This is a genomic window from Pontibacter rufus (assembly GCF_015694705.1).
Classification (GTDB): domain Bacteria; phylum Bacteroidota; class Bacteroidia; order Cytophagales; family Hymenobacteraceae; genus Pontibacter; species Pontibacter rufus.
In genome coordinates this window covers 120,481-140,671 of sequence record NZ_JADQDR010000001.1, presented here as the reverse complement: position 1 = coordinate 140,671, position 20,191 = coordinate 120,481, and the positions used below count along the sequence as shown (strand labels likewise).

The 20,191-nt window shown below is 48.3% G+C and carries 9 protein-coding genes and 1 pseudogene; 8 read left to right on the top strand and 2 right to left on the bottom strand.

Annotated features, from left to right (window positions below):
- Positions 1-44: 44 nt before the first annotated feature.
- From I2I11_RS00615 to I2I11_RS00580, 8 genes and pseudogenes are all read left to right on the top strand, one after another.
- Positions 45-3,512, top strand: a complete 3,468-nt coding sequence (locus I2I11_RS00615) for a TonB-dependent receptor (RefSeq protein ID WP_230679814.1) — start codon at positions 45-47, stop codon at positions 3,510-3,512.
- A 31-nt stretch (positions 3,513-3,543) separates the two neighbouring features.
- A complete protein-coding gene (locus I2I11_RS00610; RefSeq protein WP_196265730.1) occupies positions 3,544-5,337 on the top strand; it encodes a RagB/SusD family nutrient uptake outer membrane protein in 1,794 nt (597 codons plus the stop codon).
- A gap of 371 nt (positions 5,338-5,708) precedes the next feature.
- Positions 5,709-8,051, top strand: coding sequence for a DUF7133 domain-containing protein (locus tag I2I11_RS00605; protein WP_196265729.1), 2,343 nt, complete (start codon positions 5,709-5,711; stop codon positions 8,049-8,051).
- Positions 8,052-8,729: 678 nt separating this feature from the next.
- Entirely contained in the window at positions 8,730-10,475 is a 1,746-nt protein-coding gene (locus I2I11_RS00600) for a glycoside hydrolase family 43 protein (RefSeq protein ID WP_196265728.1), read from the top strand.
- Positions 10,476-10,551: 76 nt separating this feature from the next.
- Positions 10,552-11,682: an alpha/beta hydrolase gene (locus I2I11_RS00595; protein WP_196265727.1), complete on the top strand. Its 1,131-nt coding sequence runs from the start codon at positions 10,552-10,554 to the stop codon at positions 11,680-11,682.
- Between the two features lie 84 nt (positions 11,683-11,766).
- Positions 11,767-12,597 (top strand): annotated as a pseudogene (locus tag I2I11_RS00590) (alpha/beta hydrolase); the annotation flags it as partial.
- Between the two features lie 274 nt (positions 12,598-12,871).
- Positions 12,872-13,393, top strand: a complete 522-nt coding sequence (locus I2I11_RS00585) for a VOC family protein (protein WP_196265725.1) — start codon at positions 12,872-12,874, stop codon at positions 13,391-13,393.
- Between the two features lie 95 nt (positions 13,394-13,488).
- The gene (locus I2I11_RS00580; protein ID WP_196265724.1) at positions 13,489-15,081 is read left to right on the top strand and encodes a glycoside hydrolase family 43 protein; all 1,593 of its coding nucleotides are present in this window, start codon (positions 13,489-13,491) and stop codon (positions 15,079-15,081) included.
- A gap of 605 nt (positions 15,082-15,686) precedes the next feature.
- Here the strand turns inward: I2I11_RS00580 and I2I11_RS00575 are convergent.
- Together I2I11_RS00575 and I2I11_RS00570 are read right to left on the bottom strand one after the other, a co-directional pair.
- The gene (locus tag I2I11_RS00575) at positions 15,687-17,045 is read right to left on the bottom strand and encodes a T9SS C-terminal target domain-containing protein (RefSeq protein ID WP_196265723.1); all 1,359 of its coding nucleotides are present in this window, start codon (positions 17,043-17,045) and stop codon (positions 15,687-15,689) included.
- A 37-nt stretch (positions 17,046-17,082) separates the two neighbouring features.
- Positions 17,083-19,884, bottom strand: a complete 2,802-nt coding sequence (locus tag I2I11_RS00570) for a TonB-dependent receptor (protein ID WP_196265722.1) — start codon at positions 19,882-19,884, stop codon at positions 17,083-17,085.
- Positions 19,885-20,191 lie beyond the last annotated feature (307 nt).

Below are 20,191 nucleotides of genomic sequence, written 5' to 3'. Positions count from 1 at the left end.
GGCTGTTGTTTAAAAGAATCAATCAAATTAAACATCCCAAATTTATGGAAAATAATTTCTACTATTTACTAAAAGGTAGAGCAGGAAGAACCTTGTTTGTAGCATTCGCGCTGCTGGCGGTTGTCTTCTCTGCCTCGGCAGCAGACATGGAAGTGCTGCCAGACATACAAAATTCCAAAGTAACGCTACTGCTGAAGAAAGCCTCGCTGGAAGATTTCATAAATAGTGTCGAAAAGCAGACCTCATTTCGGTTCACGTTTGATGAGAAGGAACTACATGGTAAAAAAGCATTGTCTATAAGCGTCAGGAATGAGCCGCTAAACAAGGTGCTGGAGCAAATTTCAGCAGAAACGGGACTGGAATTTAAGCTCATTAACAATAACATTCATATCCGTCTCCCAAAGGCTGAAGCTCCCTCCGCAAGCTTCTCTGCTGTCATAACTAATGCGCAGGCACAGATCACGGTGACCGGACGTGTTACAGATAAAAAGGGGATAGGCCTGCCGGGCGTAACGGTGCTGCTGCAAGGGACAAGCACGGCGGCTCCGACGGATATGGAAGGCAACTTCTCGCTCACAGTGCCCGATGGAAAAGGCACGCTTGTCTTCTCTTACATAGGATACCAGACGCAGGAGGTACCCATTAACAACAGAACTACAGTAAATGTAACGCTTGCCGACGATACCAGGGCGCTGGAAGAAGTGGTGGTTGTGGGTTATGGTACCCAGAAGAAGATATCAACAACGGCAGCCGTATCCTCGGTAAAAGGAGACGAATTGGAAGAGGCGCCGGTGGCTAATATCTCCAATTCAATAGCCGGAAGAGTGGCCGGGGTAAGTATGCGCCCCAATGGCGGGCAACCAGGGTCGGATGCCCCGGACATCCACTTAAGGGGCATTGGAACTACCGGTAATAACCAGCCACTAATTGTAGTAGACGGTATTATCAGGGACAACATGAACCAGCTGGACCCCACTACCATTGAGTCTGTTTCGGTTTTAAAAGATGCCGCCGCCGTAGCTCCCTATGGCTTGGGAGGAGCTAATGGTGTAATTCTGATTACCACTAAAAAGGGCCAAAAGGGTGCTCCAACTTTATCATTTAACACCTATTATGGCATTCAAACGCCTACCTACTACCCTGAAATGCTGAATGCCCAGGATTACATGCGCCTGCATAACGAAGCTTATTTAAACGAGAACCCAACAGGTACTCAACTGCCTTATGATGAAAACCTGATTAATAATTATGATCAGTTGCATGCGCAAGATCCTGACAGATATCCTGAAACCGATACACGGGACATTATAAACATGAATGCCCCGATACAAAACTATAATGTACAGTTAAGCGGTGGATCGGACAGGATAAAATATTATGCAGGCTTGGGATTCCTGAAACAGGACGGAATGTTTGATCAGGTAGGCTACAGCCGGTATAACTATAATATTAACCTGGAATCGGAGGCTACCAAAACCACGACAGTGTCCCTGTCTTTACTGGGAACAATAGAAAAAAGCAAATCGGTGGATGCCGCCGTCTCCACAGGGCAGCTTTTCCGCAGCGCATATAAGCTGATCCCTTTAGCCCATTTATATTACAGCAATAACCTCTGGGGCGAATTTGCCGGTAACTCTCCGGTAGGAATTCTGAATGCGGGGTACTTAAACAACACGAATAACACTTTATTAACAACACTTGCCATTAAACAGGAGTTGTCGTTTATCAAAGGGTTAAGCATTAAGGGTACCTTTAGCTACGATCCCAGCCAGCGGACGATAAAATCGTGGCACACGCCATTCTATTTTTATTCCCAGGATACCACCACTACCCCCTATACTTACACCAGGCAGATATCAACGTCTGAAGGAGGTGCTGCCACTTATACCTGGCTGAACCAACAGTATTCTAAAAGCCAGAATTTTACGTATCAGGGCTATCTGAATTATCAAAATACATTTGGAAAGCATGAGGTAACAGGCTTGATAGTTGCTGAAGCACGTACCAACGCCTATGAATTTTTCTCAGCCCGGCGGAATAACTTCCCTGTAAATGTAGATGAACTAAACATGGGAAGTTCAGATAAGAATGATTTCGACAACAGCGGCTCCTCGTCCACAGGAAGCCAGCTTGGTTTTGTTTACCGGTTCGGGTACAATTTCGCTAATAAATATTTGCTGGAGGCATCCGGCCGTTATGATGGCCACTACTATTTTGCCCCCAATAAAAGATGGGGCTATTTCCCTGCTTTCTCTGTGGGTTGGGTGCTGTCCGAAGAAAACTTTATCAGAAACAATGCTTCCTTCATAAACTTCTTAAAGCTAAGGGGATCATGGGGTAAATCGGGTAACCTGGCCGGTTCTGCTTTTCAATACTTAAACGGCTACAACCTATACGGAAACGCCTATGCTTTTGGTAATGGAACGATGGTGCCGGGAACCTATATTCCACTGGAAGCGAACCCCAACATCACCTGGGAAATCTCTACAAAATCGGATGTAGGTTTCGAAGCTACCCTTTGGAATGGCTTGCTGGATATTGAGGCGGACTACTTTCATGAAAGAAGGACCGGCATGTTATTGCCTCCGGCCGTTAGTGTCCCTGTTGAGTATGGCTTACCTCTTTCTGATGAGAATGAGGGCATCATGTCCAACCACGGCATAGAGCTGACACTTGGCACCTCGCACCAGTTTGATAATGGCCTTAGTTTAAGTCTGGACGGCAACTTTAGTTATGCCAAGAACAAAATGCTTCAGGTATTCGAAACCAGTGCCACGCGAAATGATCCTAATCGTAGCCGGACCGGCAGGCCTTTGGGCACTCCATTCGGCTATCACGCGCTGGGTTTATTCAGCACTGCTGATGATAAAAACGACGATGGCATCATTGATGCCGCAGACGGTTATGACGTAATACAATTTGGTGATTTGCACCCGGGCGATATCAGGTATGAAGACATAAGTGGGCCTGAAGGCAAGCCGGACGGTAAGATCGACTCAAATGATGAAACCGTTATTGGTTATCCGGTTTATCCATTTATAAGTTATGGATTTACCCCTTCAGCCTCTTGGAAAGGGTTTGACCTGAGCCTGTTTTTCCAGGGCTCGGCCCTGGCAAGCCTTGATATCCGGGGATTTCAAACCATTCCGTTTAATAATAATAACAGTAATTCATCTTACGAATATTATAATAACCATTGGACTCCTAATACCCCTGATGCGAGATATCCGCGGGCTAATCAGTCGCCTTATGCCAACAACACCCAAAGCTCAGACTTCTGGATGGCGAATACAGGGTATCTTAGATTGAAAACGGCTGTTTTAGGTTATACAATTCCTCAGAGCATTACGCAAAGCCTGAGGATACAGGCGGTAAGGGTATATTTTTCAGGTCAGAACCTGCTAACGACAAGCAAGCTCAATTTTATGGATCCCGAAGTTGGTTATACCGATCGTGAAACAGCCTACCCTAACCAAAAGGTGTATACTTTGGGTCTAAATGCAACTTTCTAGTTTTTTTTACAAATTGATAAAGAGACTGACCATGACGAATATAAAAAAAATCAGCAGTATACTGTTCATCGGGCTGTTACTGATAAGTATGGTTTCCTGTGATAAGGATTTTCTTGAAAATACTGATTTAAGCAAACTCAACGATGATACCCAGTGGGCATCAGATGCAAATGCAGACCTTTTCCTGAATGACATTTACGGCAGCCTGCCCAACAAATGGAACCAACCCGAGAACCTGGACAATTTCACCGATGATAATGATGCCGGCTTCTACTACACTTCATGGAACTGGAAGCAAGGCATTATAGAACCATCTTCCAGTAACTATACCGTTTGGGGAGGGATCACAGGTCCGGCAGACTTAACCAACTGGCCCACTACCTATACTAACATAAGAAAATGCAACACCTTCATACAGAAGGTAAACGAGAACGCAGCTAATTTCTCACCGGAGTGGATGAAAAAGCGGCTGGATGAAGCCAGGTTTCTCAGAGCGTATTTTTATAGCGAGCTGTGGATGCATTTAGGAGGGCTTCCTATTATTACAGAGGCAATGGATAGAAGAACAATGGACAGTACGCAAATTTATAAGTCCAGAAGTACCTTCGAAGTAACAACCGACTTTATAACATCCCAGCTAGATTCGATTATCAATAACAACACGTTAGCAGTTAAATATAATGCCGGTGATGCAAATGCAGGCCGGGCAACACTGGGTGCGGCGCTGGCTTTAAAAGGGTGGGTCGAGTTATATGCAGCCAGCCCTGCTTTTAATGCTCCTCAACCGGCAGCAGGAGCTGATGCGAACAAGGTAGCAGGATACGGAAGTTATGATGCGGGCAGATGGGCTAAGGCTGCTGCAACTTTTAAAGAGTTTATAGATAAGTATGGGGATGGACACCCTTATGCCTTGTTTTCGGATCTATCCGCCTTATGGTATGAGGGTAACGAATACAACCCGGAAGTAGTCTGGGACAGGCAGGTCGTGGCGAATACGATGGGATCGTCTTTTGAACAGTTTGGAGGTCCTGTCTGGATTAATGGCGTATATTATACCTGGGGTAATTACGATCCTACCCAGGAGCTGGTGGATCAGTTCTTCATGGCTAACGGGAAACCCATCACCGATCCTGCCTCTGGTTATGATCCGCAGAACCCTTATGTCGGCCGTGAAGAAAGGTTTTACGATTGGATTGTTTATGACGGTGCTCCGTATAAAATGGATTGGATGTCAATAGCGGATACTATTTACACCCGCATTGATAAGGTGCATCCCTCAAAAAACCAAATTGATTTTGGTACTGACGATGTAGGTAACACCGGTTATTATTTTAAAAAGAAATTGAATCCGCTGGTGCGCCCTGGTGGCGGCCCGGTAAGTGGTGCTAACTTTATTTATTATCGTTACGCGGAGGTTTTGCTGGGGTATGCCGAAGCGCAGAACGAAGCAGTGGGGCCTGATCCTTCTGTATATAATGCCATCAATTCCGTTAGACATAGAGCAGATCTCCCGGACCTTCCGGCCGGTCTGAGCCAGGATGAAATGCGTAAGGCCATTCACCATGAGCGGAGAGTTGAGCTTTGTTTTGAAAACAAAAGGTTTTATGATATTATCCGCTGGAAGGTTGCCGAGGATGTCATGAACAAAGAACGGCATGGCATGAAAATCACAAACTCTTCTCCTGCGGATAATAAAGGCGTATGGATCTATGAACCTGTTCCGCTTAATCATCCGCATGTTTTTACTCAAAAAATGTATTTAAATCCTGTGCCCCAGGCCGTAATCGATCAAAATCCGGAAATTGTCCAGAACCCGGGCTATTGATTTCTATGCATTTTATTAAACTGACAAGTAGTATTGGTTATTGCTAAGGGACACAGCAGGTAACTCTGATAAGTTACCTGCTGTGGATACCCTCTACCTAGCCTATACTGCCTTGTAACATTGGAGCTAGTGAGATGTCCAGAAGGCTGGCATTCAGCACCCTCTTCTGAAACCCCGGATTGGCGGCCATAAAGTATAAAGAACGCTCCTGTATAGCAGGTTTTGAGGATAGCTGGTGTTCCCGATTGCCGTGCTTGCCGATAAGTAAATAAGTACGAAAGCAGCACTTCGCCATAAGCTGTCGGGATGAGGCTTGATAGTAGAATGCCGACTTCGCCGGTTTTGTTTCACCACAATCAAATCAAAGTCACATGAAGAACCTCCATATAGCATGCTTTGTTGCTTTGTCTGCTTTGGCGTTCAGTTGTCAGGAGCCAAATGAAAACGAACGGGAAGAGATGTATGCAAAACCAGTTTTTGATCCGACTCCTACGGCAGCTTATTTATCGCCTGAAGAGAGCATGAAGTCCATGCACCTGCCGGCAGGCTACCACCTGGAACTGGTGGCCAGCGAGCCTATGATCAGGGAGCCGGTAGCCATTGCCTGGGATGGGAATGGCAGGTTGTATGTAGCGGAAATGCTTACCTATATGCAGGACGCTGACGCCTCCGGCGAGCAGGAGCCCAGAAGCCGGATATCGCTGCTCGAGGACACGGACAATGACGGAAAGATGGACAAGAGTTCAGTCTTCATAGATAGCCTTCTGTTGCCCCGCATGCTGCAGTGCGTGAATAAGGAACTGCTGGTGAATGAAACCAATAGTATAAATATCTACAGCTACAAAGACACGGACGGAGACGGAAAAGCTGATGTCAGGAAGGTAGTATACCAAAATGACAAGTACGTTTTGAATGACACCAACATGGAGCACCAACGAAGCGGGCTGGACTGGAACCTCGATAACTGGATGTACGTCACCTACGATCCGGTGCGCTTCCGGTACACGAATGGCACCATACAGGTAGACACCATCGTGAGTGGCGGCGGCGGGCAATGGGGCGTCACGCACGACAACTACGGGCGCCTCTACTACTCCAGAGCGGGGGGAGAGATCCCTGCTATGGGGTTCCAGATAAACCCCGTTTATGGTACGCTTGATTTCCCGGACCAGTACAGTGCGGCGTTTGCCGAAGTATGGCCCATTATTGCTACTCCTGACGTACAAGGCGGCCCTAAGCGTTTACGCCCCAATAATACGTTGAATCATTTTACGGCTGCCTGCGGACAATCGATCTTCCGGGGAGACCGCCTTCCGGAGGATTTTGTGGGGGATTATATTGTGTGCGAGCCAGTGGCACGGGCTGTACGGCGGGCCAAGGTAATAAACCAGGATGGGAAGGTAAGGCTGGAGAATGCCTACCGACAGCAGGAGTTTATCGCTTCCTCCGATATGAATTTCCGGCCTGTTAACTCTGCCACAGGGCCGGACGGGAATCTATACATCGTAGACATGCACCGCGGCATTGTGCAGCAGGGCAACTGGACAAAGCCGGAGTCCTTCCTGCGCCAGAAGATCGATAGCCTGGGCCTGTCGAAGAACACCGGGCACGGCCGCATTTACCGTGTGGTGCATGATGGTTACAAGCGGGGGCCAAGACCAAAGATGCTGGATGAGCCGGGCAAGCAGCTTCTAAGTTATCTGGATCACCCGAACGGCTGGTGGCGCGACGAAGCGCAAAAGCTGATCGTTACGCGTGGGGATAAATCCGTGGTTCCTGCCCTGAGGAACATGGCAATGGAAGCGCATTCTTTCTGGCAAATGTTGCTCTTTTGGGAGAAGAAACCCAGCCACATAGCCAGAATTCATGCGCTGTGGACATTGGAAGGGCTAGGAGCAATTGATAAAGAAGTACTGTCGGCGGCCTTGAAAGATGAGCATCCACAGGTGAGAAGAGCTGCTGTGTGGATCAGCGAGCCCTACCTGAAGAAGAATGATGAGCAGATGATAAGAAAGGTAGGGGCACTTAAAAACGATACTGCTGACGATGTGCGGGTGCAACTGCTGCTCTCCCTGTACAATAGCAAATCAGAGAAGGCCAAAGAAATTGTCAGGGATATCGTAGCGGAAAGCGCAGGCAACGAAATGTTGGTAGCCACTAAAACGGCCCTTGATGAGAATGAAGGAGTCAGGACATATGGCCGAAAGCTGGGTACATTGGCCGAAGCAGATAGAAGCTTAATTTTAAAAGGTGCGGTCACTTTTAAATCGCTGTGTTCCAGTTGCCATGGCGCTGACGGGAAAGGACTGGCGATTGGCGGTGCCGGGATGCCGGCTCCTCCTCTGGTAAACTCGAAGCGCCTGGCGTTTGCAGAGAAGAAAACGGCAGCCAGGATTCTACTGCACGGTCTGTCAGGTCCTGTAGATGGCAAAACCTACTCCAGCATTATGCCTGCCATGGAAGCGAACAGCGACGAATGGATAGCTTCTGTTTTAAGCTATGTCCGCTTCGAGTTTGGAGGCAAAGCACCCCGCCCGGCTGGTGATATTCCGGGGATGGCGCCAGTTGCGGAAAGCAGAGCTTCAGGCCTTACACTCCGAAAAGCTCCGTCACCTGTTGTTACAACAGAAGAAATTAGGAAGATCAGAGCGGAAGATGCTAACAGAAAGAAAGCTTGGACCCTAGTGGAACTGGAAGCTACAAGCAGCCAATGAGCCATCTTTGCAAGAGATAACATCAGGAGGGAAATAAGAGACTTTGAAGGGTATTAGCTATACAGTGAAGCTAGACTGTTTTGCGTATGCCTCTGAAATCGTCTGCGGATCGGCCCAAGGTATAAAGTTGTCCCGCGTGTTGCCTTGGGTAAGCTTCTCCAATGTCTGGACTTGCAAATGATTTACTGGAGACTTTTTTGATAGGCAGCCACAGCTTATTTGCACAGTAGGCTTCTATATTGGCAAAGCGTCAGGTAACCAAGCGCGCTGTATGCCTGCAGTAAATCATTGCAAGACCAGCCACCCATAGCGCACAGGGAGACAAGTGGTAAAATTTTAAGAGTTAATGGTTTGCTATCTATATTATTTTATTTAAGTTTAAAAGTGTACTTCATACAGTTATAGATAAGATAGAACCACTGCTTCATGGGGTATATAGTTCCTGCTTTAGTAAAATACTCCCAGCCGCCTGTGTGAGTAGCCGTGGAGGAAACGGATGCCTCTTAGCGAAGGTATGGGAAGTGCATATATCGTTACTGCATTCTAAATGCGAAAGCATAATCAAGCCATATAGGCTTCGCGGGCGCTGGTAGGTATAGTTCTTGCAAAAGCTTGTGGGTCTGCACTGTGCTTTGATTACAATAACTGCATCCATAGCGTATCAGCCAAAACCAAATAATGAAAAAACACAGTTTCAATTTCTCTTTGCTGCAAAAGCGACATTTATTGCTGGCCCTTGTTACCGTGTTGCTATCTTCTTACACATGGGCGCAAGAGGCTAAAAAGCCGTCGAAAGATGCCCCGGTTTTTACTCAGTTTAGTTATCAGGGCGATGATCGGATATACAAGGAAAATCCACTGCAGCCAGGCGAGTTTTATACACCCATTCTGCAGGGCTGTTATCCTGACCCCAGCATTACACGCAAGGGCAATGATTATTACCTGGTAAATTCTTCCTTTGCCATGTTTCCGGGAGTGCCGATTTTTCATTCCAATGACTTAGTGAACTGGAAGCAAATCGGGCACGTGCTGGACAGGCCTTCCCAGCTAAAGGTACAGGACTCAGGTATATCGGCTGGCGTTTATGCTCCTGATATTAAGTATAACAAGAATAATGACACTTTTTACATGATAACCACCCAGTTTTCCGGGGGCATGGGTAATATAGTGGTGAAGACGAAAGATCCGGCAAAGGGATGGAGCGATCCGATAAAACTTCAGTTTGATGGCATTGACCCATCGCTTTTTTTCGATGATAACGGGAAAGCCTATGTGGTACATAATGATGCGCCACCAAAAGGTAAAGCACTTTACGAAGGGCATCGGGTAATCAAGATTTGGGAGTACGACGTTCAAAACGACAAAGTAGTGCCAGGCACTGATAAAATTATTGTGAATGGGGGTACTGATATTTCGCAAAAACCCATCTGGATTGAAGCCCCGCACATATATAAGAAAAACGGGCGTTATTACCTGATGTGCGCCGAAGGCGGCACAGGCGACAATCACAGCGAAGTAATTTTTGTCAGTGACAACGTCATGGGGCCATATATACCCGCTAATAACAACCCGATTCTGACCCAGCGGTATTTCCCAGAGGACAGGCCCAATAAAATGGACTGGACCGGGCATGCGGATTTAACAGAAGGCCCTGACGGTAAATATTACGCCGTGTTTTTAGGTATCCGTCCCAACGAAAAGGATCGGGTAAACACCGGGCGCGAAACATTCATACTGCCGGTAGACTGGAGTGGGGAGTTTCCGGTATTTGAAAACGGACTGGTGCCCCTGAAGCCTAAGCTGAAAACCCCGGCTGGCGTGAAAAACCAAACCGGGCAGAACGGTTTCTTCCCGAACGGCAACTTCACCTTCACCGATGACTTTACCGCTAAAACCTTAGACTACCGTTGGATTGGCATGAGAGGGCCGCGTGAGGAGTTCATCAGCACAGGCAAAAAAGGCCTGCAAATCACGCCTTTTGCAAAAAGCATCAAAGAGGTAGCGCCCATATCGGCTTTGTTCCAACGGCAGCAGCATAATGCCTTTGTTGCAACCGTTACCCTAAACTATATGCCGAAATCAGAAAAGGACCTAGCGGGTATCGCGTGTTACCAGAGCGAGAAGTTTAATTACGTGTTTGGTGTCACCAAAAAAGGAAAGGACAGCTATCTGGTGCTGGCCAGAACCGAAAAGGGCGAAACTAAGATTTTAGCCAGTGAGAAAATAGATGCCCGTAAACCTGTGCAGTTACAGGTAGTGGCGCAGGGAGACGACTACAGGTTCAATTACGCAACCGGTAATCAGGATTTTAAGACTCTTGGGGGAACTGTTTCCGGTGATATTCTTTCCACCAACGTGGCAGGTGGTTTCACCGGGGCGCTTATTGGGTTGTATGCAACCTCTGCCAATGACATACGGCCTTAACGAAGCGCAAATCCTTTTTTGAGGATACTTGCCTGCCAGATGGAATTCAAAATCTTTCACCATACAATATAAGCCAATGAAAACGAAGTGTTTAGCAACCCTGTTTGCCGCTGTTTTAACCAGTGGTATTGCGTTAGCGCAAACGAATCAGCCTGTCGTAGCGGAGGATTTCAAGCCTTCCGTTTTAAACCAACCGGGACAGGAGTTTCCGCAGGTCAATTCGCAAGGATATGCAAGGTTTCGGATAAAAGCGCCACAAGCCGACAGCATTAGGGTGAGCCTGGGGCTGGGTGGGAAAGGAGGGACGCTTCTTACTAAATCGGCGGACGGTTTCTTCACCGGCACCACCGCAGGGCCAATGGATGAAGGTTTTCATTACTATCATCTTACCGTAGATGGCGGGAAATTCAATGACCCCGGCACCCTGAATTACTATGGCTCTACCCGATGGGAGAGCGGCATTGAGATACCCGCCCACGACCAGGACTTTTACGCGCTCAAAAATGTGCCGCATGGTCATGTGCAGCAAGCGCTGTTCCCTTCCAAAAGCACCAATACCTCACGACGCGCTTTTGTTTACACGCCACCGGGATACGAGAAAAACACAAAAACCAAGTATCCTGTATTGTATCTGCAGCATGGATGGGGCGAGGACGAAACTGCCTGGAGTAACCAGGGCCATGCCAATCTAATCATGGATAACCTGATTGCCGAAGGCAAGACAAAGCCTTTCATCATCGTGATGACCTACGGCATGACGAACGATATCAAGCCAGGCGCGCCGGGCGGTTTAAGAAGTTTCAAAATAGAGCCTTTTCAAACCGTGCTGGTAGATGAACTGATACCATATATTGACGCTAACTTCCGCACATTGGCCAATCCATCTAACCGTGCCATGGCCGGCCTTTCGATGGGTGGATTTGAAACACATGCTATCACGCTTAACAAGCCCGACGTTTTTAGTTATTATGGATTGATGAGCGGAGGCGTATATACGCCGGAGGAAATTAAGGACAAGTCCAAAGTGAAGCTTATTTTCCTGAGCAGCGGCAGCAAGGAAAATCCGGACAGGGTGAAAAAAGCCGCTACGGACCTCAAAGCGGCCGGTTTCAATGCTGTTTCTTATGTTTCGGAGGGTACCGCACACGAGTTTCAGACCTGGCGCCGCAGCCTTAGGGAGTTTGCCCCCCTGCTCTTCAAAAACTAACGCAACATATATAGCTAAGCAGAATTCAGCGCGCCAAGCCATTGTTTTCCAATGGCCACTGATAAAGATTAATAACTACTAGATATGAAACAGTTATATACACTACTCGCAGTCTTTATGCTGATTAATGTGGCGGCCAAAGCCCAGGGTGTCGAAAAAGCAGCCCCCGAGGGCTTTGACGTTATACAACCTGATATAGCGCATGGTAAAATAGATACCATCACCTACGACTCCAAAACGGTTGGCACCAAACGCCGGGCGTTGGTATATACGCCTCCCGGTTTTTCTAAAAGTAAAAAATACCCGGTGCTGTACCTGTTACACGGTATTGGCGGCGACGAAAAAGAATGGCTGAATGGCGGGCAGCCCCAGGTAATTATGGATAATTTATATGCCCGGAAAAAAGTACAGCCCATGATTGTGGTCATGCCGAACGGCCGGGCCATGAAAGACGACCGGGCAACGGGAAACATTTTTGACAGCGTGAAGGTACAGGCCTTTGCTACTTTTGAGAAAGACCTGCTGAACGACTTGATTCCTTATGTAGAGAAAAAGTTTCCGGTGCGTAAAGACCGGGAAAGCCGTGCCATTGCCGGTTTATCCATGGGAGGCGGCCAGTCTTTGAACTTTGGCTTGGGCAACCTGGATAAATTTGCCTGGGTGGGAAGCTTCTCGGCTGCACCTAATACCAAGGAGCCGGAGAAACTGCTCCCTGACCCGGAAGAAGCAAAAAAGAAACTAAAGTTGCTATGGATTTCCTGTGGCACTGAGGACCGCCTTATGAGCTTCAGTAAACGCACACACGATTACCTGGAAAGCAACGGCGTTGACCATGTTTTTTTCGTGGAGCCAGGCGGGCACGACTTCAACGTGTGGAAGAACGACTTGTACCTGTTTTCCCAGTTGCTGTTCAGGCAATAGGTGTAGGCATTCAGAATGGATCGCATTTAGGGTTGAAGCCCACAGGTGGCAAGATGTGCAGATAATGACAGCCAACTACAAAGACCTGAGAAGTTTCGCCGAAAATCAGCCCGTGGTATCAGCTATTCTCGCTCCTGGAAAGCCTCTCTCATGAGCTCATGCCTGCTGCGTCCGCCACTTCATGCCCTGCTGCAGACAAACGGGAAGGGCAGGTAAGATGGAGCTCGTTCGTTATATATACCCTTGAAGCTTTTATAATTTAACTCACATGAAAAAATCTGTAATAAAATATTCTTTCCTGCTTACAGCACTGTTGATAGCTTTTGCTTCTCATGCGCAATCCAACTTTAGCAGCAAGTTAATCGGCATGGGTGTGGTGGTGTCTGATATGGACCGTTCGTTAGATTTTTATATGAATGGAATTGGTATGGTGAAGGCTTATAGTTTTACGATCGAAGACGATTTTTCAAAGCGTTCGGGTCTTTCGAATGGTGCTCCGGCTGCTGTAACAGTCCTGAAACTGGAGAATAGCCCTGAAGCTAACGAATGGAAGCTTATGAGCTTTGGCAAAAAAGCCTCTCACCCCAGGCAAAAGTTTATCCAGGATGATACAGGGGTGCAGTACATCACCATTAATGTAAAAGCACTAAAGCCGGTAATCGAAAGGTTGAAGAAGATGAAAATTCCTTTCCTGGGAAGTACGCCCATACCTTTAAATCAGAACACACACTTCGTTTTGGTACAGGATCCCGATGGGACTTTTATAGAACTCATCGGGCCAATGGAATAATCAATAACCTGACACCATTAAACACATTCAGGCTGCAATAAAGAGAACGATATTTCCTCACGGCGGTCTTACTTTAAAGAAAGCGAACAACCCCAATGATAAAAAAGCTTTTGCAACCAGTTTTTCTTACCCTTGTTTGCCTGTTCACGGCACTGACTTCTCAAGGGCAGGGTGCACAAAACCCTATTATTCATGCCGATGTACCCGACATGGCCATGATACGTGTGGGTGACACGTACTATATGAGCAGTACCACCATGCATATGAGCCCTGGGTTGCCCATCATGAAGTCTGAAGATCTCGTTAACTGGGAGTTGGTGAACTATGCGTATGATACCCTGGGTGATGTGGACGCTTTGAATTTGGCTAATGGGAAAAATGCCTATGGGAAGGGTTCCTGGGCCAGCAGCCTGCGATTTCACGACGGCACCTATTATGTAACCACCTTCGCCCAGACTACCGGGAAGACCTACATTTACACGACGAAAGATATAGAACATGGTCCCTGGAAAGCCCAGTCCTTTGAGCCTTCCCTGCATGACCATACTTTATTTTTTGATGATGACGGAAAGGTATACATGATCTGGGGTGGCGGACAGCTAAAGATGGTAGAACTGAAGGACGATCTTTCAGGTATAAAGCCTGGAACGGAAAGGGTGTTGATAGAAAACGCAACCGCACCTGCCGGTCTCAATGTAGGGTTGCCTGCCGAAGGGTCTCAGCTTTTTAAGGTGAATGGGAAGTACTACCTGTTTAACATCGCCTGGCCCAAAGGCGGCATGCGCACTGTTATCGTTCACCGGGCGGATAAGATAACAGGCCCTTACGAAGGCAGGGTGGCCTTTCAGGATAAAGGGGTGGCGCAGGGAGGACTAATCGATACACCGGATGGTGACTGGTATGCATACCTGTTCCGCGATTACGGAGCGGTAGGCCGTATTCCCTACCTGGTTCCGGTGAAATGGGAGGATGGCTGGCCCGTGTTGGGCATTGATGGAAAAGTGCCCGACAAATTGAACCTTCCGGCCAGCAAAGGCTTGATTCCGGGTATTGTGGCCTCTGATGAATTTACCCGCAAAAAAGGAGAACCCGCATTGCCGCTGGTATGGCAGTGGAACCACAATCCTGTCAATGAGCTTTGGTCTGTTACCCAGCGAAAAGGCCATCTGAGACTGAAAGCCGGCCGTGTCGACAAGGACTTCCTGCAGGTCAGAAACACGCTAACCCAGCGAACAATCGGGCCGGAAAGCGCTGGTTCAACTGCTATCGATGTATCGAACATGAAAGAGGGTGATTTTGCTGGTCTTGCCCTCCTGCAGCAAAAGTATGGCTTGGTTGGCGTCAAATATGAGAACGGCGCTAAATCCATTGTGATGGTTAATGCCGAATCGGGTAATCCGGTTGTAGCGGAAAGTGTGCCCCTCAATCAAAGAAAGGTATACCTGAAAGCAGAAGGAGATTTTAATGATCGCAGAGATGTGGCCACTTTCTATTATAGCCTTAATGGCAAGACATGGAAGAAGATAGGTTCACAGCTGCACATGGAGTACACCCTGCCACATTTTATGGGGTATCGCTTTGGCCTGTTCAACTATGCTACTAAAACGTCAAGCGGCTATGTAGACTTTGACTACTTCCATATAAAGGACAAAATCACTGATGGGAGTAAAGCCCAATCAGCAAAGTAGAAACCAGGAGGTACAGTAGTGCCTTAAGGTTTTGATAATACCAATAGCAAACCGCTTGTGCGTATTTGACTTTAAGGTAGGAAGATAACAGTGGAGATTCCCCAATTAATGGAGTATTAAATGCGCATAGATAGATGACTTAATATTGGTATTAAACAGGCCGGTTTACTGAAAGTGTTAAATTTGGCTATCATGAATAGACATGCTTTCGTTGCCTCCTTTCGCCGTATATTAAGGCTCTCCAGATCAGGCATGTGTTTTATTCCATCTAATGATAAGGGGCATGTTCAAAATTTTATTCCGGTTATTTTTGCTGAACAAGCTATCCGGCGGCACAGACAAAAAGATGGCAGAGGTGGGTGCAATGGCATTGGCTGCATAGGGCAGGTTGTTATACTTGTGCTAGATTTCTTCCTGCTTCGCTCCTGCGACGTACACATTCATGTCCCTTCTTTTTAAAGGCTTTTCCTTTTGCCTTTGCGAGAAAGCTAAAAACAAGAACCCGCCACCAGGGCGGGTTTCGTGCAGCACGGGAGACTAAGCCGTACCGCTGTTGACTGCAACGCATGTCTCACCCATACATGTGCAATCAATTTTTTCATGCTTTAGTAGGTGGTGCTGTTCGGCGTAAAATTGGCCCAGCCGTTGGTCCAGTCTTCTACGCCGAAAGCGCCGATATAATTTACCTGCTCAAAAAAGCTGTCTAAGCCTGTGAAACTGGCGCCTGCCTGCAGTTGTGCAGCTGTTGTAAAGTCTGGCTCGTTAGCAGAGAAAAATGCTCCGCCCAGGCCCAAGGCAGCGTTATCTGCCACGATGGTGTTCGCTTTGCCGGATGCGTTGAACCAGGTAACCACATCATAAGACCCATCCTTCTCTACGGTTAGTTCTTTGCCGGCAGGAGCTCCCGCGATAACTGTGTTTTGTATTTTAAGCTTACCGGCAGTAGCGTTTGCCTGCGTAGCGGCACCATCCAGCAGAAGGCCTGTCGGCCAGCCCGCCACCACTGTATTGTATACCTGGATGGCACTGTTTCGACGAATATGCAGGCCCCGGCCAAACTGCTCGTTAAAAGTTGAGGCAGCAGTAGCACGCGGGCCAAACAAGCTCACGTTAGAAAACACGGCAGAAGTCTGCGGCGTTGCATCTGTTCCTTTGGAATCGTTGTCAGATTCGAAACCATTGGAGCCCGATACGTCAGCCAGTGCCGGGTTAGCGATGCCTACCAGGAACTGCAGTTTGCCAGAGTAGCCGTTGTCGGTGTCAAACATATCGTCCACGGTGCTGTAGGCAATCAGGTGTTTGGCGTTTACGGTGCCCCCAAACCATTCGTAAGAGTCGTCGCCGCTGTAAGACACCTGCACGTAGTCGATGGTTGTACCGGCGCCAACACCGCCCAGAGTCAGACCGTTGATCTCGTTGTCGGGCTGAAATGCAATTCCAGGATACTCAATGCGTACATACTTTAGAGAGCCGGAGTTGTCGTTGGCGTCGGTGCCGCCGTACTCGCGGTCTACCCCGCCTTCAATTTTAGCGTTGGCACCCAGGTTTACGGGCGCTTTGCCAAGTATAATCACGCCGCCCCAGTCGCCTGGCCTGCGCTGGTCCGCCGGTTGTGCCGAAGTGAAGACAATGGGCTTGGCAGCAGTCCCATTGGCCATAATTTTACCGCCACGCTCAATTATCAGGGCCCCTTTAGAGTCTTTGTCGCCCATGATCACGGTGCCCGGTTCTATGGTCAGCGTGGCGCCGTCTTTTACAGACACGAACCCGTTTAGCAGATATTTCTTATCCGCCATCATGGTGAAGTCTTCTTCTGTAGAGCCGGACACCACCGTCATTCCATTAGACTGTGACGTGGTAAACGCCGTACCTGCAGGCGTCGGCGTATTGTTGTCATCTTCGTTGTTACAGGCAACAAGGCTAACTACAAAGGCCACCAATATTAAATTCAATAGCTTTTTCATACTTTCTTAGATTTTAAATTTGAGTTGTTTGTCTGATTTAGAATGTATAGGTCAGGCCGAGGGTGCTGTACTGGCCTTGGCGGAACCTGCGGAAAGACTTATCTACTTCGGTTATTTTGCCATCGCGGTCCAGATCCAGCATCAGGCGAGTCTGTTGGTTCAGGATGTCCTGGACACCCGCTTTGAGCTCAAAATTCCCGAAGCCTTTGGTTACAGACAGGTCAATCACGTTTTTAGGCAGCTCGTACACGGTCTGGCGCAGGTTGTTGCCTACGGCGAAAATGCGCTGCCCCACCACGTTGTAGAGCAAGCTGAACTGTAGCTTCGCATTATCATCCTGGTAATAAACGCCGGTATTTACCACGTAAGGCGATTGCCCCTGCATCACGCGGTTCTGGTCCTGGCTGGCGGCGTCTCTGTCGCTCAGCTTTACTTGGCTGTCTATCAGGGCGGCATTCAACACCAGCGACAGGTTCTGTACAAATTTCGATTCCGATAAATTCAGCAGCGATTTTTTAACTTCTGCCTCCACGCCATAGCTGGTGGCGTATTGGGCATTTTCGGAAGTAATGCTGTTGCCGCCGCTCGTATTCTCAAACACGGTTTCGATAGGCTTGCTGAAGTACTTGTAGAACACGCCCAGCGACAGGATTTCTGTGGGATTCGGGTAAAACTCGTAGCGGAGATCGGTGTTGAAGATGGTGGCCGTCTGTAGATCAGGGTTACCGCTTACTTCCAGCAGGTTCACAAAATCATAGTACATGAAGGGCGCCAGTTCCCGAAATTCAGGGCGGTTCACACTTATACTTGCCCCGGCGCGCAGCATGCTGCGCTTGTTAAGCGCGTAAGTAAAGTTGGCAGACGGCAGCACGCTTAGTACACTGTTTGAGCGGCTAAGCGCCGTGCCATCGAAGTTCGTTGCCTGTAGTTCCTGGTTATTATGCTCCACGCGCAAGCCCCCGGATGCCGATAATTTAGGTGTCAGCGGCAAGACGCCTCCAACATAAACTGCCAGCAAGGTATTGTATGCTTTGTAATTGTTTTGCGGATTGTAGTCTTCCACCAACTCCCAGCCGGTTGTGGCGTTAATGTTTTCTGGGACAAACACCTGGTCAAAAGGGAGCGTCAGCAGGCTGTTGTCGAACTTCTCGGTGTTAGCCGGGCGATAAGAAAAGAAGCGGGCACTGAAGTCGCGGTTCTTACACTCGGCATAAAAACCCGCCCTGATTTTAGGGGTGTTTTCAGCCGCAGCATCTGCTGTGCTGAAGCGGTGCTCGGCCTGGCCATTCAGCGTAAAGCTGTTTTCATTTAGTTTGGCATAATAACGGCCGGCATCGTTTAAGCTCGGCGTATTTTTGTAAGTAAGTATAAAGGGCTCTTCAGAACCGAGACTGCGTGTTGTCCGGAAACGGCGGTAGTCCGGCTCATTGCGGTTGGAGTAGGCGTAACCACCTGTCCAGGTAAGGGTGGTGTTGCCATCATTCAGGTCGTGGGTGCCCTGCAGCTGGCTGGTATAAATGGTGCGGCTCTCGTAACGCAGAGCATAGTTCTTCACATCTTCCCCATTTTCATAGTCCTCCCCGGAGCGCATGAGTACCTCGCTGCTGCCCATCTGGTTAAACAGATTGCGGAATTCCAGTTTGTTGTTATTGTTGAGGCGGGCTGTCCAGTTATGCACAAGCCCTATGCGGGCACTTTGCGTATAGATTTTATCCTGGAACTTATACTCTGGTTTGGCACCTGTTTCGGGCCGGTAAGCGCCATAAGAATCCCGGGAGCCTTCGGTATAGGTAGTGGTACGGGTGTAGGAAGCGGCCGAAATGTTGCTCAACCGCACACCGCCTACATCGAAGCGGCGGTTCAAGCCCAGCAAAAAGCGCAGGTCAGGCAGGGCTCTTATACTTCCGGGAGCCCAGGTGTTTGGCAACTTGTGCCCAGGGTTCTCCGACCCGTCCGGGGTACTGCTGGCATTTACCCTGGCAGGAAAACCGGCTGGCAGCGAACGGCCGCCGTTGTCGAAGCCGATAAAGTCTGTTTTGCCGCCCTGCGAAGTAAGAAAGCCATTCCTGAACGTAGTGCCTGCCCGGTATGAACCCGACAAACTGACCGAGGTGCTGTTCTCGTCCACCATACTCTTGGTATATATCTTAATGATGCCGCCGCCAAATTCGCCCGGCAACTCCGGTGAGCCGTTTTTATAAATCATGATGCGGTCTATCACGCTCGTAGGCAGCACATCAAAAGAAAAAGCTTTCGTATCGGGTTCGGTGCTGGGCGCAAGCGCGTCGTTGAGCAGCACCGTGTTGTAGCGCTGGTTCATACCTCTGATCACGATGTACTTGTCGTTCATCACGGTTACACCCGGAATGCGGCGCACCACAGCGGCCGCGTCGCGGTCCATGGATTTGGCAATCTGCTCGGCAGCCATGCCGCTTACCACCACCTCGCTTGCACGCATACTCTGCATCAGCGCTAAATCTGTGTTGGTGTGGCGCGCACCTACAATCTCCACAGCCTGTAGCTCGGTGGTATTTTCTGCCAGCGGCACATCAAGCGTGGTGGTCTGACCGCCCGTGATGATAACACCAGCGTTTTCGGAAGACTTATAAGAAACGAAAGTAACCGATACTGTATAAGTGCCCGGCGCCAGCGGCAGCATATAGTTACCCTCATAATCAGTGGTAGTGCCATTGGATGTGCCTCTTATAAACACCACTGCCCCGATAATCCCTTCTCCGGAATTTTTGTCGGTTATTTTACCTTTAAGCGTACCTGGTTGGGCAAGCACGGAAACGGCCGTGGTAAGTATAATAGGGAGAAGTGTGAAGAGAAATTTCATTGATCTACTGTTGTTTAGTCTCGCTGCAAAAGTAGATCGCTGATTTTAAGCTATTTTTACCCCATCGTTATGCTATCATTAAGTATCAGCGCACCATGTTATAAAAAGATTAACCCTGCGTTACCTATACTTTACCGGTCTGTTAGCATAACATTAAATCTGCCATCCGGCTCTGCCGGGGCTCTCCTCACCCCAGTAATTAATCTTCAGTATACTTGTATATCAGGTTGTTATATTACAAATCACGGCCAACCATTTCTTAACATCTTAACAATTAGTTAACATTGCAGTAACCGCGGGGTAATGT